The sequence below is a fragment of the Streptomyces sp. MB09-01 genome (genome assembly GCF_033794505.1).
Taxonomy (GTDB): domain Bacteria; phylum Actinomycetota; class Actinomycetes; order Streptomycetales; family Streptomycetaceae; genus Streptomyces.
The window spans coordinates 28,718-44,554 of sequence record NZ_JARAYQ010000010.1 but is presented as its reverse complement, the minus strand read 5'-3'; the positions used below and the strand labels follow the sequence as shown (position 1 = coordinate 44,554).

13 protein-coding genes are annotated in these 15,837 nt (G+C 73.2%); 9 read left to right on the top strand and 4 right to left on the bottom strand.

The features are described from left to right. Positions 1–24: 24 nt before the first annotated feature. The gene (gene sph / locus PV721_RS03830; RefSeq protein WP_319721350.1) at positions 25–1,014 is read right to left on the bottom strand and encodes a sphingomyelin phosphodiesterase; all 990 of its coding nucleotides are present in this window, start codon (positions 1,012–1,014) and stop codon (positions 25–27) included. A 128-nt stretch (positions 1,015–1,142) separates the two neighbouring features. Here sph and PV721_RS03825 point away from each other — a divergent pair, with 128 nt between their 5' ends. Continuing rightward, a complete protein-coding gene (locus PV721_RS03825; protein ID WP_319721349.1) occupies positions 1,143–2,039 on the top strand; it encodes an oxygenase MpaB family protein in 897 nt (298 codons plus the stop codon). 64 nt (positions 2,040–2,103) lie between these two features. Here the strand turns inward: PV721_RS03825 and PV721_RS03820 are convergent, their stop codons facing one another. Further along, the gene (locus PV721_RS03820; protein WP_319721348.1) at positions 2,104–3,648 is read right to left on the bottom strand and encodes a M1 family metallopeptidase; all 1,545 of its coding nucleotides are present in this window, start codon (positions 3,646–3,648) and stop codon (positions 2,104–2,106) included. A 381-nt stretch (positions 3,649–4,029) separates the two neighbouring features. After that, positions 4,030–5,064 carry a helix-turn-helix domain-containing protein gene (locus PV721_RS03815; RefSeq protein ID WP_319721347.1) on the bottom strand — a complete coding sequence of 345 codons (1,035 nt, stop codon included), beginning with the start codon at positions 5,062–5,064 and terminating at the stop codon, positions 4,030–4,032. A gap of 108 nt (positions 5,065–5,172) precedes the next feature. Here PV721_RS03815 and PV721_RS03810 point away from each other — a divergent pair, with 108 nt between their 5' ends. The 8 genes from PV721_RS03810 (at position 5,173) to PV721_RS03775 (ending at position 14,171) form a co-directional block, all read left to right on the top strand. Then, positions 5,173–6,069, top strand: a complete 897-nt coding sequence (locus tag PV721_RS03810) for an alpha/beta hydrolase (RefSeq protein WP_319721346.1) — start codon at positions 5,173–5,175, stop codon at positions 6,067–6,069. 113 nt (positions 6,070–6,182) lie between these two features. Next, positions 6,183–7,385 carry a serine hydrolase domain-containing protein gene (locus tag PV721_RS03805; protein ID WP_319721345.1) on the top strand — a complete coding sequence of 401 codons (1,203 nt, stop codon included), beginning with the start codon at positions 6,183–6,185 and terminating at the stop codon, positions 7,383–7,385. Positions 7,386–7,444: 59 nt separating this feature from the next. Further along, the gene (locus tag PV721_RS03800) at positions 7,445–8,308 is read left to right on the top strand and encodes an SCO6745 family protein (protein ID WP_319721344.1); all 864 of its coding nucleotides are present in this window, start codon (positions 7,445–7,447) and stop codon (positions 8,306–8,308) included. Between the two features lie 84 nt (positions 8,309–8,392). Beyond that, on the top strand, positions 8,393–10,858 hold the full coding sequence (locus tag PV721_RS03795; protein ID WP_319721343.1) for a Tex family protein: 2,466 nt from the start codon (positions 8,393–8,395) through the stop codon (positions 10,856–10,858). Positions 10,859–11,128: 270 nt separating this feature from the next. Next, positions 11,129–11,629, top strand: coding sequence for an ImmA/IrrE family metallo-endopeptidase (locus PV721_RS03790; protein ID WP_319721342.1), 501 nt, complete (start codon positions 11,129–11,131; stop codon positions 11,627–11,629). Continuing rightward, complete coding sequence (locus PV721_RS03785) at positions 11,619–12,809, top strand: MAB_1171c family putative transporter (RefSeq protein ID WP_319721341.1); 1,191 nt, start codon at positions 11,619–11,621, stop codon at positions 12,807–12,809. The genes PV721_RS03790 and PV721_RS03785 overlap by 11 nt, the downstream gene beginning before the upstream one ends. 7 nt (positions 12,810–12,816) lie before the next feature. Beyond that, entirely contained in the window at positions 12,817–13,605 is a 789-nt protein-coding gene (locus tag PV721_RS03780) for an SDR family oxidoreductase (RefSeq protein ID WP_319721340.1), read from the top strand. 8 nt (positions 13,606–13,613) lie between these two features. After that, on the top strand, positions 13,614–14,171 hold the full coding sequence (locus PV721_RS03775) for a hypothetical protein (RefSeq protein ID WP_319721338.1): 558 nt from the start codon (positions 13,614–13,616) through the stop codon (positions 14,169–14,171). Here the strand turns inward: PV721_RS03775 and PV721_RS03770 are convergent. Continuing rightward, a complete protein-coding gene (locus PV721_RS03770; protein WP_319721337.1) occupies positions 14,158–15,795 on the bottom strand; it encodes an ABC-F family ATP-binding cassette domain-containing protein in 1,638 nt (545 codons plus the stop codon). The genes PV721_RS03775 and PV721_RS03770 overlap by 14 nt on opposite strands. Positions 15,796–15,837: the final 42 nt, after the last annotated feature.

Sequence of the window (15,837 nt, the reverse complement as noted above, 5' to 3'; positions counted from 1 at the left end):
CGGACCGGGTGCGGTGCGCGGCCGCTAGCGGCCGATCAGCGGGTAGTGGTCGGAGAGGTTGGTGTAGGTGTAGGAGGTGCCCCAGCTGGAGACCGTCCAGGGCGCCGACTGCTCCTTGACGACGTTGTTCTCCCAGCCCGCCGGACGGGCGTTGCCCTTGCGGTGGAGGACGTAGTCCAGGTCCTCGCGCGGGTCGGTGGGGTAGCGGTAGTTCGCTATCGAGTTCAGCGCGGTGTCGAAGGAGTACGGGTGGCCCGTGCGCGTGTCGGTGCCCGCCAGGTCGGCGTTGGCGAGCAGGGCGGCGTACTCGGGCGTGCGCGAGTCGACGTTCAGGTCGCCCGCCACGATGACCTGCTCGTTCGCCGGGATGTTCTTCCCGTCCAGGAAGGCGTCGATCGCGCGGAACTGGCGGGCGCGCATGTCCGCCGCCTCGCCCGCGCCGCAGCCCGGGTCGGTGGACTGGGCGTGGGTGCCGACCACGTGCACCTTCGCGCCGTTCACGTTCAGCACCACGTAGGCGAAGCCCTTGTTGGACCACCAGTCGGCGCCGCAGGCGTCCTTGAAGACCACCTGCTCCTTGCGGACGATCGGCCACTTGCTCAGGACCGTGACGCCGCCGTCCTCCGGGGTGGTGGAGGAGTACGCGCCGCCCGTCGCGTCCCAGCCGCTCCTGCTGCGGCCGACGACCGGGGTCTGGTACGGGTACTGCGCGGCCGAATTGGCCTTCAGCGCGTCCGACGCGCCGTTGTCGAAGGCCTCCTGGAGCACCACCACGTCGTGGCCCTGGTAGAAGGAGGCCTTGGGGATCTCCGCGGCCCGGTGGTCCTGGCCCCAGTTCGGGTAGAGGTTCTTGCTCATCAGGAACACGTTGTACGACAGGACGCTGAGCCGCGGGGCGGTGGCGCCCTCCGCGGCCGTGGCGGCGGGCGCGGAGGCGGCGGCCAGGGCGCCGGCGGCGACCGCCGCCACGGCCGCGGCGGCGGCGCGGTGGCGACGGGGGGAGTTCTGCGGCATGGGGGACTCCATCATTCCTGCGGGAAGATCGGCTCCGTCATCCAAGCAGCCGCGGTTACCTCTGGGTAACACCCGTGCAGCGACTTTCTGTCCGGCTCGGGGCCATCTGGCTCTCGCATACTGGTGCCATGGAAAGAACGGCAGCCCACGCATTCGAAGGCCGCGCCGCGCGCCCCCGCACGGATCCCGAGCCGCCGCCCCCCGGCGGGGTGCTCTGGACCATCGCCGGCGACGTACGGGCCCTGCTGATGCTGCCCGCCGCCTTCACCCTGCAGGTCGCCCACCCCGCGATCGGGGCCGGCGTCGACCAGTACTCCGTGTTCCGCACCGACCCCTGGGGCCGCGGCGAGCGCTCGCTGCGCTCGGTCCAGCTGTGGGTGTACGGCGGGGAGGAAGCCGCCGAGGAGGGCCGCCGGGTCCGCCGCCTGCACAAGGAGATCCAGGGCACCGACACCCGAGGCCGGCGCTACCACTCCCTCGACCCCGCCTGCTACTCCTGGGTGCACGCCACCGGCTTCCCCGTCTACCTGTACGCCGGGCGCTACCTGCTGCGCCGCTTCACCCCGGCCCAGGAGCGGCAGCTCTACCGGGAGTGGCTGCAGGTGGGGCGGATCCTCGGCATACACGACCGGGACATGCCGCAGACCATCGAGGAGTACTGGACGTACTGGGGCCGGATGCTCGCCGAGGAGATCGAACCCACCAAGGTCGCCCGCGAGCTGGTCGCCACCGATGTGCCGCTGCCCCGGCCCGAGGCCGGTTCCCTCGCCGTACGCGTGCTGCTGCGGCTCACCTGGCCCGTCCTGCGGGCGGCGTTCCTGCACCTGCGGGCCTTCGTCACCGTCGGGTACATGCCGCCCGAGGCGCGGGCCGTGCTCGGGCTGGAGTGGAGCCCGGCCCGGGAGCGCAGGCTGCGCAGGTTCAGCACGGCCGTGCGGCTCCTCGTACCGCTGCTGCCGGAGCGGTTGCGGTACCTGCCGATCGCCTACCGGGCGCGGGCCGCATGGCGTGCCGGAGGCCGCTGACCAACCCGGCACGCGCGGCCCCCGCCGGATGCGGGGGCCGCGCGTGGTGCGGGCCGGCGCGGACTCAGTGCCGGTGGCCGGGCTCGGAGCCGTGCGCGGTGTCGTGGATCGTGTTGGTCTGCGCGATCTTCTTCCAGGACTTCGGCTCCGCGGCGGGCTTCGCCGGGGCGGACTGCGCCGAGCGGGCCGCCGGCTTCGCGGCCGCCGGGTTCAGGGCCGAGGCCTCCGGCTTGCCCGGGGTGTAGAGCCAGGTCTCGAACAGCTGGGCCAGTGGCTTGGCCGAGACCTTCTCCGCGTAGCGCACGAAGTCCCCGACCTTGGCGTTGCCGTAGGCGCGCTCGGTCGGCCAGCCCTTGAGGATCTGGAAGAACTTCTCGTCGCCGATCTCGTTGCGCAGCGCCTGCAGGGCGATGGCGCCACGGTCGTAGACGGCCCCGTGGAACTGGTTCTCCGGACCCGGGTCACCCGGCTTGACCTGCCAGAACGCGTCCTCCGCCGGGCGCAGCGCGTAGGCCCAGTCGGCGAGCTCCTGCGCGGTGCCCTCGCCCTCCTTCTCCGACCACAGCCACTGGCTGTAGCGGGCGAAGCCCTCGTTGATCCAGATGTCCTTCCAGCCTTCGACGGACACGCTGTCGCCGTACCACTGGTGGGCCAGCTCGTGCACGACCACCGAGACGTTGGCGCCGTTCTGGAACTGGCGCGGACCGTAGAACGGCCGGGTCTGGGTCTCCAGCGCGTAGCCGGCGTTCACGTTCGGCACGTAGCCGCCGAGCGCGTTGAAGGGGTACGGTCCGAACACCCCCTCCAGCCACTCGGTGACCTCGCCGGTGCGCTCCACGCTCGCCCGCGCCGCGCCCGCGTTGTCGCCGAGGTCCTTGCTGTAGGCGTTGACGATCGGCAGCCCGCTCGCCGTCCTGTCGGTGGTGATGTCGAACTTGCCGACGGCGAGGGTGGCGAGGTAGGTCGCCTGCGGCTTGTTGGAGCGCCAGTTGTACCGGGTCCAGCCGAGCCGCGAGGTCTGCGACTGGAGCACGCCGTTGCTGATCGCCTGGGTGCCGTCGGGAACGTTGACGGAGACGTCGAAGGTGGCCTTGTCCAGGGGGTGGTCGTTGCTGGGGAACCACCAGACCGCCGAGTCGGGCTCCTGCGCCGCCACACCGCCGTCGGGCGTGCGCTGCCAGGCCGTCCAGCCGTCCACCTTGAACTCGGAGGGCTTCCCGGCGTACTTGACGACGACGGTCAGCGGGGTGTTGCGCGCCAGCGGCTTCGCCGGGGTGACCTCCAGCTCGTGGGCGCCGGAGGTGGCGAACTTCGCCTTGGCGCCGTTGACGCGGATCTCCCTGACCTGAAGGCCGAAGTCGAGGTTGAAGCGGGACAGGTCCTGCTTGGCGGTGGCGAGGAGGGTGGCGGTGCCTTCGAGCAGGTCCGTCTTCGGCTGGTACTGCAGGCGCAGGTCGTAGTGGGACACGTCGTATCCGCCGTTGCCGCTGGCCGGGTAGTAGGGGTCGCCGATACCCGGGGCACCCGGACCGGCACTCGCCGCCGACGCCGGGATCACCAGCAGCAGGGAAGCGGCGAGCACGCTCGGGGCGATGACTTTGCGGTGCACGAATGACTCCAAGTGGTAGGGGAGGTAGGTCGGTTCCAGGTCTTGTCGCTCGACCGTATTCACCCGTGATCGCTCACGTCATGTCCATGGCCCCTGCTGTCACACGATCGCCATTCGGCCGTCACGGTACGGCGCGAGGCCCGGGGCGCACGCGCGCGGCGCAACGCGCCGGGTGCACCCCGCCGACGGACCGGCGCCCCCCGGCCGGGCCCGTGGCCTGCGGCGCAGCCGCCGGCTCCCGGCCCGGCGGCGCCCGTGCGGCCCCTGCCGAGGAGGTCGGGAGCCGCGCCGCGACGAGCAGCACCCGGCGCTGCGGATCGGCCGAATCGGGTCTGAGGCGCCAGGGGAAGCCCCGGCCCTCCCGGCCGTCGCAGCGGCGGCTCAGTCGTCGAGCAGGCGCCAGGCGGTGAGGGCGAGCGCGGCCCGCTGCAGGCCCGCGGGCTCGGTGAAGTCGATCCCCAGGGTCTTCGCGATCTGGTCGATCCGGCGGGCGACGCTGCTGTGGTGCAGGTGGAGGAGATCGGCGGCCCGGCGCAGGGAGCCGGTGGCGCAGTAGGCGTCCAGCGTCGCCAGATCCTCCGGGTGGGCGGCCAGGCGCGCGACAGCGGCCACGTCCGTGTTCTCGCGCGCGGCGCCCCGGGGTACGTCGGCCAGCAGCGCCAGCGCACCCAGGTCGTCGTGGCGGACGACGGGTTCGCGTGAGGTGGTGAAGCGCAGGGCGGTGCGGGCCTGCCGCCAGGAGCGGTCGGGGCTCCCGGCGGCGCCGATGCCCGCGCGCACGTCCGCCGGAAACCGGGCCGCGTCGACGGCGGTGGCCAGGATGACGCCCACGCCGGCGACCGATGCCGCCTTCACCGGGCGGGCCGGGCACACCAGGGCGCCGATCCGCTCGAGCGGCAGCCGCGACCGTACGGCGACGGCGCGGACCGGCAGGCCGGCGGTGAAGCCCAGCAGCCGCAACGCCCGGGCCCGGGCCGCCTCGTCACCGTCGGAGCTGATCGCCAGTTCGACGAGCGCGGGGTCGGCCATGGTGGTGGCGGCGGGGCCGTACCGTTCGACGACCGCCGCGGCGGCGAGGGCGAGCCGGTCCAGGAGCACGTCGTCGAGCGGGTTCGGCGGGCCGGGGCGCTCCAGCCACACCACGCCGATCTCCTCCTCGTCCAGGGTGATCGGCGCCGTGGAGGACGCGGCGGGCGGCGGGGCGGACACCTGCCCGCCGTCGGGCGCGACCCGGACCACCCGCCCCGTGCCGTGGAGCCGGAAGCCCGCCACGCATTCGGCCAGGCCCGCCGAAGCCCGGGCGAGCGCCGGGAGATCGACGCGCCGGCGCATCAGCGTGTCGTAGAACGCGACGACGCGGATCGCACCCTCGGCGTACGAATCGAGTCCCGACAGCCGTACGGCCAGTGCCTCCATGACGCAAGGATAGGCACCGGCCGGTGCGCCGATCGGCGCGCGATGGGGGCGCGATGCGCGACGGACGGCGGACGACCCGCCCGGGCGGGGGCCGCGAGGATGGGCGTCATGGATCCCGAACTCGAAGCATTCATACCCTTGCTCGCTCCGATCGACCTGAGCGACCCGGTCACCGCACGCAAGACCTTCGCCGAGCGCGCCGCGGCGGCGCCGGCGCCGGACACCTCGGACATGGAGGTCGAGGACCGCACCGTGTCCGCCGACCCGGACGTGCCGGTGCGGATCTACCGCCCGGACGGGGCCCGAGGAGCCGTCGTCTGGCTGCACGGCGGCGGCGGGGTCTTCGGCGACCTGGACACCGAGCATCCCTGGGCCGCCCGGATCGCGGACCTCTCCGGGGCGGTGGTGATCTCGGTGGGCTACCGGCTGGCGCCCGAGCACCCGTTCCCCGCCGCCCTGGACGACGCCTACGCCGTACTGAACTGGACGGCCGGGCACGCGGACGAACTCGGCGTCGACCCGGCACGGATCGCGGTCGGCGGACACAGCGCCGGCGCGAACCTCGCCGCCGCGACCGCGCTGCGGGCACGTGACGAGCAGGGGCCCGCCATCCGCTTCCAACTGCTCAACCAGCCGGGACTGGACGACCGTCAGGAGACGTGGTCGGCGCGGAACTTCACCGACACGCCCTGGTTCAACCGCGACCAGATCGCCACGGCCTGGCGGCACTACCTCGGCTCCCGGCCCGCCACCCCGTACGGCGCGCCGGCGCGGGCCGCCGACCTGTCCGGGCTGCCCCCCGCCTACATCGCCACCGCGGAGTTCGACCCGAACCGCGACGAGGACATCGACTACGCCCGGCGCCTGCTGCAGGCGGGCGTGTCCGTCGAGCTGCACCAGTGGCCCGGCACCTTCCACGGGTCCCAGGCGATCCTGTCCGCCGAGGTCTCGCAGCGCCAGAACGCCGAACTCGCCGCAGCCCTGCGCCGCGGCCTCGCCCGATGAGCCGCGGACGTCGGCCGGCAGGGGGAGGGCCCCCGGTCGTCAGCTCGCCGAGCAACTCACCGATCGTGAAAGGGACGGACGTGTTGAAGATCCGAATGGCGGTATGTGCAAGCGTGGCCGCGCTGAGTGTCTGTGCGGGAACGGCGGCGGCAGCTCCCGCGCCCCACGCGACTTCCGCTCCCGCGGAGCTGAAGTCCGCCCTGGACGGCGTCCACCGCGCGGGAATCCCGGGGGTGTACGCCGAGGTGCGCGATGCCGGTCAGGTCTGGCGCGGGGCCTCCGGGGTCGCCGATGTCCGGACCGGCCGCCCCGTCAGGCCCGACATGAGGCAGCGCGTCGGCAGCATCACCAAGACCTTCACCGCCGCCGCGATCATGCAGCAGGTGGAGCAGGGCCGTATTCGGCTCGACGCGCCGATCGGCGACCACCTGCCGCAGCTGGTCCCGGGGGAACGCGGCAGGAAGATCACGGTCCGGATGCTGCTCAACAACACCAGCGGCCTTCCCGACTACATCCGCCATGCGTTCCCCTCCCTGCAGGACATGTCGCCCAAGAGCCTGGACGACAACCGGTTCAGGCGGTTCCGCCCGGCCGAGCTGATCGGGATGGGGGTCGACGCGCCTCCCGCGAGCGAGCCCGGAGCCACTCCGGGGGTGTACTCCAACACCAACTACCTGCTCCTCGGCCAGCTCCTGGAGCAGGTGACCGGTACCCCGGCCGAGGAGTACATCACCCGGAACGTCATCGAGCGCGCCGGGCTCCGGCACACCGGATTTCCGACCGGGCCGCGCATCGAGGGACCGCACTCGCGGATGTACGAGGCCCTGTGGGGTCTGATCGACCCGCCGCGCGACTACAGCGTCTACGACACGTCCTGGACGGGGACGGGGGCGGCCCTCGTGTCGACCATGGAGGATCTCAACCGCTTCTACGGCAAGCTGCTCGACGGGAAGATCGTCAACCGGTCGTCGCTGGCACAGATGCAGCGCACGGTCCCGGTCATCGCCCTGGACGGAACGACGATCGATTACGGCCTCGGTCTGCACAAGGTCGCCATCGAGGGGTGCGGCACCTTCTGGGGGCACGACGGCACGGTGTGGGGGGCCGGAACGATGTCCCTGACCCGGGCCGACGGCAAGCGCCAGATGTCCGTCGCGGTCAACCTGCAGAGGTGGAACGAGCCGGGCTCCTCGGGCGCGCCGCGGCCCCACCCCATCGACGACGCGCTGAAAGCCTTCTACGGGCAGGCGATGTGCGGTGACACGGACGCCCGGCCCCGGCCGGCCGGGGACGCGGGGGAGGTGTCCACGCGGTGAGACGTACCACGGGGCCGCGGCCCTACCCGGCGTACCAAACAGTCGGTAGCCTGCAGCGCATGACGTTTCCCCTGCTCGCCGCCCGTCGCTGCTGGCACGCCGCGATCAACCCGCTGCACGCCACCGTCTACTTCTCGCCGGAGATCGCCAAGGAATTCGCCGCCCTCGGGATCACCGATCCCGTCGCCGTCAACCTCGCCCACCGCTCGGCCGCGATGGGCGCCGTCGGGGCCGGCGTGGTCACCGCCACCTTCTACAACTACCGCCACGACCTCGTCGCGCGGCACCTGCCCGCCGTCTGGGACACCACCACCCCCGAGGAGGCCCTGGCCGCCCGGCTTCGGGCCGCCGACGGCTCCCTGCGCCGGCTCCTCGGCGCCGAGACCATAGCGTCGCCCGAGCTCGCCGAAGCCGCCGACCTGGCGATGCGCGCCACCGAGGGCTGCACCCGGCACGCCCGCACCCTGTACGCGGCCCACGCCGACCTCCCCGTACCGGAGGAGCCGCACCTGCGCCTGTGGCACGCCACCACCCTGCTGCGCGAGCACCGCGGCGACGGCCACCTCGCCGCCCTGCTCCTGGCGGGCCTCGACCCGGTCGAGGCCTTGGTCAGCCACACCGCCACCGGCAAGGGCATGACCCCGAAGTGGCTCAAGGGCATGCGCGGCTGGGGGCAGGGCGACCTGGACGCCGCGGCCGGCCGGCTGCGCGAGCGCGGCCTGCTCGACGACGCCGGTGAGCTGACCGAGCGGGGCGCCGCCCTGCGCGAGCAGCTGGAGAGCGACACCGACCGCCTCGACGCCGGTCCCTACCAGCACCTCGGTGAGGCCGGCCTGGCCCGCCTCACCGAGCTCGGCGGCGCCCTCGTCGTCAAGGCCGTGACCGCCGGGGCCTTCCCCGCGGACCTCATGGGCAAGGGCTGACGGACAGGGCTCCCGCCGTCCGTCACCGCCACCTGCCACAATTGGCAGCCTTCCAGTGCAAACGAAGGCAGGCGGGACCCGATCGTGACGATGTCCATCGAAGGCAGGATCGCCGAGGAGCTCGGCGTACGGGAGCGGCAGGTGAAGGCCGCCGTCGAGCTGCTCGACGGCGGCTCCACCGTGCCGTTCATCGCGCGCTACCGCAAGGAAGCGACGGAGATGCTCGACGACGCCCAGCTGCGCACCCTCGAGGAGCGGCTGCGGTATCTGCGCGAGCTGGAGGACCGGCGCGCGGCGATCCTGGACTCCGTACGGGAGCAGGGCAAGCTCGACGCCGAGTTGGAGGCCCGGATCGACGCGGCCGACACCAAGGCCCGGCTGGAGGACATCTACCTCCCCTTCAAGCCCAAGCGGCGCACCAAGGCCCAGATCGCCCGCGAGGCCGGGCTGGCGCCGCTCGCGGACGGCCTGCTGGCCGACCCGTCGGTGGAACCGGCCGCCGCGGCCGCCGCGTTCGTCGACGCCGACAAGGGCGTCGCCGACCCCGCGGCCGCCCTCGAAGGCGCCCGCGCCATCCTCACCGAGCGGTTCGGCGAGGACGCCGACCTGATCGGTGAGCTGCGCGAGCGGATGTGGGGACGCGGCCGGCTCGCCGCGAAGGTCCGCGAGGGCAAGGAGGAGGCGGGCGCCAAGTTCGCCGACTACTTCGACTTCGCCGAGCCGTTCACCGCGCTGCCCTCGCACCGCGTCCTCGCCATGCTGCGCGGCGAGAAGGAGGACGTCCTCGACCTCGACCTGGAGCCGGAGGACCCCGAGGACACGGCGGCTCCCGGCCCCTCCACGTACGAGGGCATGATCGCCCGCCGCTTCGGGGTGAACGACCGCGGCCGCCCCGGCGACAAGTGGCTGGCCGACACGGTCCGCTGGGCCTGGCGTACGAAGATCCAGGTGCACCTCGGCATCGACCTGCGGATGCGGCTGCGCCAGGCCGCCGAGGACGAGGCCGTACGGGTCTTCGCGTCGAACCTGCGCGACCTGCTGCTCGCGGCGCCCGCCGGCACCCGGGCCACGCTCGGCCTGGACCCGGGCTTCCGTACCGGCGTGAAGGTCGCCGTCGTGGACGCCACCGGCAAGGTCGTGGCCACGGACGTGATCTACCCGCACGTGCCCGCCAACAAGTGGGACGAGTCCCTCGCCAAGCTGGCCCGCCTCGCGAAGGAGCACGCGGTCGAGCTGGTCGCCATCGGCAACGGCACGGCCTCCCGCGAGACGGACAAGCTCGCCGGGGACCTCATCACGCGCCACCCCGAGCTGGGGCTCACCAAGGTGATGGTCTCGGAGGCGGGCGCCTCCGTTTACTCGGCCTCGGCCTTCGCCTCGCAGGAACTCCCCGGCATGGACGTGTCGCTGCGCGGCGCCGTCTCCATCGCCCGCCGCCTGCAGGACCCGCTCGCCGAGCTCGTCAAGATCGACCCGAAGTCGATCGGCGTGGGCCAGTACCAGCACGACCTGTCCGAGACGAAGCTCTCGCGCTCGCTCGACGCGGTGGTCGAGGACTGCGTGAACGGCGTCGGCGTGGACGTCAACACCGCCTCCGCGCCCCTGCTTTCGCGGGTGTCGGGCATCAGCGGCGGCCTCGCCGAGAACATCGTGGCCCACCGCGACGCCAACGGCCCCTTCCGCAACCGCAAGGGGCTCAAGGACGTGGCCCGCCTCGGCCCGAAGGCGTACGAGCAGTGCGCGGGCTTCCTGCGGATCCGCGGCGGGGACGACCCGCTGGACTCCTCCGCCGTGCACCCCGAGGCGTACCCGGTGGTCCGGGCGATGGGCAAGACGGCCGGCGGCGAGGTCGCGGCCCTGATCGGCAACACCTCCGTCCTGCGGTCCCTGCGCCCCGAGCAGTTCGTCACCGAGGCCTTCGGCCTGCCGACCGTCACCGACATCCTGCGCGAGCTGGAGAAGCCGGGCCGCGACCCGCGTCCCGCCTTCAAGACGGCGACCTTCAAGGAGGGCGTGGAGAAGATCGGCGACCTCGCCCCCGGGATGATCCTGGAGGGCGTCGTCACCAATGTGGCCGCCTTCGGCGCCTTCATCGACATCGGCGTCCACCAGGACGGTCTGGCGCACGTCTCGGCGCTGTCGAAGAACTTCGTCAAGGACCCGCGGGACGTGGTCAAGCCGGGCGACATCGTCCGCGTGAAGGTCATGGACGTGGACATCCCGCGCAAGCGGATCTCGCTGACCCTGCGGCTCGAGGACGAGGCCGGGGCGGAACGCGGCGCGGGCGCCCCCAGGCAGCGCGATGACCGGCGGGGCGGCGGCTCCGGCGGCGGCCGTCCCCCGCAGCAGCGTGGCGGTTCCGGCGGCGCCCGCGAGGGCGGCAGGAACCAGGGCGAGCGGGGCCAGGGCGGCCAGCGTCAGGGCCAGGGCCAGGGTGGCCAGGGCCGGCGCCAGGGCGGCGGCGGTGCCCCCGCCCCCGCGAACAGTGCGATGGCGGACGCGCTGCGCCGCGCGGGCCTCACGGCTCCCGAGGAGCGGCGCAAGCGGTAGGCGCCGTCAAGGGCGGCTTGCAGCCACCCGGCGCGTCAGGGTCTCGTACGCAGTGGCCGAATAGGTTCCCCACCTGGGGACTTGCCTTGCCAACTCGCGTACAAGATCTGTAGGCATGGTGGAACGCCCGTTCGTCGTCCGGCGGACGGGCTTCCGTGTTCCCCCTCAGGACCCGCATTCCCCGAGGCCGCCTTGAAGGCACAGGACGTCATGCCCATGCCCATACACGCCTACCGACGCTGCCCCGGAAAGGGTCCGAAGAGGGATCACATGCCCCACCGGCAACTCAGCCTTCGTAAAAGGTGCGAGAACATTCTCGGCCATCTGGATCTGACCCGTCCGTTCTCCCTCGACGTGCTGTGCCACCGGATAGCCGAGCAGCGCGGCCGCCCCATCCGCCTCCACCCGCTCCCCAAGGAGGCGGCGGAGTCCGGAGTGTGCGGACTGTGGGTGGGCACGGCCAGCGTCGACTACGTCTTCTACGAGGCGCAGACCACCCCGCTGCACCGGGAGCACATCGTCCTCCACGAGCTCGGCCACATCCTCTTCGGACACCACTCGCTGGAGGGCGAGGAGACCGACGGCAGCGTCCCCACCGTGCTCGGGCGCACCAACTACACCACCCGCCAGGAGCAGGAGGCGGAGATGCTCGCGAGCATGATCCGCATCCGCACGGCGAACGCCGGCCCGCGCCCGGCGGACCGGGACCGGGGCACACTGGCCCGGCTGGAGTCGGCCATGGGCTACGAGTGGGGCAACGATGGCAGCTGACCTCACCGCCTTCGGTAACTGGCTCGCCGTCCCCAGCGTGGTGTGCCTGTGGGCCGCGGTCCTGCTCCGCGCCCCCGGAGCCCTGCGCTCACCCCAGCAGCGCGGCCTGTGGCTGGCCGTCGCCACCGCCGCCGCCGCGATGACCCTGAACCTCCCGGACGTGGTCACCTACGCGATGAACCGCGGCGCCGGCTACGCCCACACCATCGGCCTCGTCCGCAACCTCATCGGTGTGCTGTCGGCGGGCGCCGTGCTCTACTTCGTCGCCGCCGCCACCCGCGGCCGACGCCTCCAACTCGCCTCCTGGATCGCCACGGTGGCGTGGCTGGGCGCGCTCCTGGCCCTGGACGCAGCCGCACCCGGCCACGGCACCCACACGATGCCTCCGGTCGGCGACCCGGTACCCTCCCTCGCGTACTGGCTGGTGCTGATCTCCGCCCACGTGATCGCCAACACCGTCTGCGTGTCCCTGTGCTGGCGCTACAGCCGGCGCACCGAGAGCCGCGGACTGGCCGCCGGACTGCGCCTGTTCGGCCTCGGCACCGCCCTCGCCGGACTGTTCTGGCTGGCGTACCTGCTCAAGGCCCTGTTCGGCAGCACCTGGGCGATGCCCGCCCTCCCGCTGCTGATGAACCTGCACGGCCTGCTGCGCGCCGCCGCGATCCTCGTGCCCACCCTCTTCACCCTGCGCCGCACCGCCGCCGACACCGCCACCGCCTGGCGGCTGTGGCCGCTCTGGCGCGACCTGGTCGAAGCCGTCCCGCACGTGGCCCTCAACAAGCCGCGCGCCGGGCGGGTGGTGGAGCTGCTGTGGCCGCCGGTCCCGCGCAACCTGCTGGTGTACCGCAAGGTCATCGAGACGCGCGACGCGATCCTGATCCTGGGGGAGTACGCGGCCCCGGGCGCCCTGGAGCGTGCCCGCGGGCAGGCCGCCGGACAGGGGGTGCCCGAACAGCGGCGCACCGCGGCCGCGCTGGCCCGCGTACTGCAGGAGGCGCGGCAGGCGAAGCTCGACGGACTGCCCGGGCAGCCGGGCGAGGCCGCCGCGCTGGAGCTGCCCGCCTCGATCCACACCTCCCAGGAGGGCGGGGACCTGGCGGACGAGGCCCGGTTCCTCGTCGACGTCGCCCAGGCGTACGCCCCGCCCGCCGGCGCCACGCCCGCCCGCACGAGGAAGTGAAGCCGTCGTGACGACAGGAACCACCGTACTGATCACCGGGGCGAGCGCCGGACTGGGCGCGGCCTTCGCCCGCGGCTTCGCGGCCAAGGGCTGCGACCTGGTCCTGGTCGCCCGCGACAAGGACCGGCTCGAAGCCGTCGCCGGTCAACTGGGCCGCGAGTACAGCGCCGTGTGCGAAGTGCTGCCCGCCGACCTGCTCGATCCGGCGGACTGCGCGGCGGTCGCCGAGCGCCTCGCCGACCGGTCCAGGCCCGTGGACATGCTCGTCAACAACGCGGGCTTCGGGCTGCCCGCGCCCTTCCCGTACAGCCCGGTCGAGGACGAGGAGCGGATGCTCGACCTGCTCGTGAAGGTCCCGCTGCGGCTCACCCACGCCGTCCTGCCGGGCCTGCGCGAGCGCCGCCGCGGCGCGGTCCTCAACGTCTCCTCGGTGGCGGGGCTCCTGCCGACCGGCACGTACGGGGCTGCCAAGGCCTGGATCACCGCGTTCAGCGAGTCGCTCCGGGTGGACATGGAACCGTACGGGGTCCGGGTCCTGGCCGTGGTCCCCGGCTTCACCCGCACCGAGTTCCAGGAGCGTGCGGGGATGGACGTCAGCGCGCTGCGCGACGCGGTCTGGCTGGAACCGGAGGCCGTGGTCGCCCGGGCACTGAAGGACCTGGCCCTGCGCCGCCCGGTCAGCATCACCGGCCGCCGCTACCAGGCGTACGCCCTGGCCGCCCGGCACCTCCCGCGCGCCTTCGTGGCCCGGAACATGGCCCGCAAGCGCCGGCCCCCGGCCGACCAGGCAGGATGACCCCGCCCGTGGACCGGATCCGTGAGGCACTGGGGTCCGGCCTCCCGGTCATCGAGGTCCACGCCGAACTCGCGGCCGGCACGGATGACGTGCGGGCGGCCGCCCTCGTGGTGTGCGACGCGCTCGGCATCCCGCGCGGGGAGGCGGAGCGCAGGCTGCGCGGCTGCCAGGACCTGTGGGGCGAGTTCGGCCCCGGTGACGAGCGGCTCGTCGGGGAACTCCTCGACGGCATCGGGCTGTTCGACGTCCACGTCACCCTGGACGAGCGCGGCGAGCGCATCCGCGGCCTGATGCGCCGGGCCATGGGTGCGTCGGGCGGCATCTCCAGCGGGATCGGCGTCGGCATCCTCCGGAAGCTGGACACCGGCCGCCTGCCCGAGGCGTTCGCGGTCCTCGTGCGCGTACGGGTCCGCGAGCGCGGGGACCCGGTCCGGTACTGGGCGGTGCTGGGCACGGCGGGCGAGCTGCTCGCCGCGTGGCTGCCGTCCGGCGACGAGGAGGCCGCCGGACGGGTGCGCGAAGCGCGCGAGCGGTGCGCCCGGGAGGCAGCCCTTACAGCTCGGTGACCTTGCCGCCCGAGACCTCCAGGCGACGGGTCACGTGCACGGCTTCCAGCATGCGGCGGTCGTGGGTGACCAGGAGGAGGGTGCCCTCGTAGGCGTCGAGGGCGGATTCCAGCTGCTCGATCGCCGGCAGGTCGAGGTGGTTGGTGGGCTCGTCCAGGACCAGCAGGTTCACCCCGCGGCCCTGGAGCAGCGCCAGCGCGGCGCGGGTGCGCTCGCCGGGGGAGAGGGTGGCCGCCGGGCGCAGCACGTGGGCCGCCTTGAGGCCGAACTTGGCCAGCAGGGTGCGCACTTCGGCGGGCTCGGTCTCCGGGACCGCCGCGCAGAAGGCCTCCAGCAGAGGCTCGTCGCCGAGGAACAGGCCGCGGGCCTGGTCCACCTCGCCGACCAGGACGCCGGAGCCGAGGGTGGCTGACCCCGAGTCCGGGGTCAGCCGGCCCAGCAGGACCGCGAGGAGGGTGGACTTGCCGGCGCCGTTGGCCCCGGTGATCGCCACCCGGTCCGCCCAGTCGATCTGCAGGATCGCCGGGCCGAAGGCGAAGTCGCCCCGCTTGACGGCCGCTTCGCGCAGGGTGGCCACCACCGAGCCGGAGCGCGGGGCCGCCGCGATCTCCATGCGCAGCTCCCACTCCTTGCGGGGCTCGTCCACGACCTCCAGCCGCTCGATCGCGCGCTGCGTCTGGCGGGCCTTGGCGGCCTGCTTCTCGCTGGACTCGCCGCGCAGGTTCTTGCCGATCTTGTCGTTGTCGGAGGCCTTGCGGCGGGCGTTGCGCACGCCCTTGTCCATCCAGTTGCGCTGCATCTGGGCCCGGCCCTCCAGGGCCGACTTCTTGCCCGCGTACTCCTCGAACTCCTCGCGGGCGTGGTCGCGGGCGCGCTCGCGCTCCTCCAGGTACGCGTCGTAGCCGCCGCCGTAGAGGTTGATCTGCTGCTGGGCCAGGTCGAGTTCGAGGACCTTGGTGACGGTCCGGGTCAGGAACTCGCGGTCGTGGCTGATGACGACCGTGCCCGCGCGCAGCCCCTTGACGAACCGCTCCAGCCGCTCCAGACCGTCCAGGTCCAGGTCGTTGGTGGGCTCGTCGAGGAGGAAGATGTCGTAGCGGGACAGCAGCAGCGAGGCGAGGCCCGCGCGGGCCGCCTGGCCGCCCGAAAGCGCCGTCATGGGCAGGTCCAGGCCCACCGTCAGGCCGAGCTCGGCGGCGACCTCCTCGGCCCGCTCGTCGAGATCGGCGCCGCCGAGGTCCAGCCACCGGTCCAGCGCGGTCGCGTACGCGTCGTCCGCGCCCGGCGTCCCGTCCACCAGCCCCTGCGTCGCCGCGTCGAGCTCCGCCTGCGCGGCGGCCACGCCCGTACGGCGGGCCAGGAAGTCCCGGACCGACTCGGACGGCCGGCGCTCCGGCTCCTGCGGGAGGTGGCCGACGGCGGCGGTCGGCGGGGAGAGCCGCAGCTCCCCGGTCTCGGGGGTGTCCAGCCCGGCGAGCAGGCGCAGCAGGGTGGACTTCCCGGCGCCGTTCACGCCGACGAGGCCGATGACGTCACCGGGGGCGACGACGAAGTCGAGATCGGCGAAGAGCGTGCGCTCACCGTGCGCGGCGGTGAGCTTCTTGGCGACGAGGGTTGCAGTCATGATGTGCCGATCCTATCCGGGCGGGCGGACGTCCCCGGATGG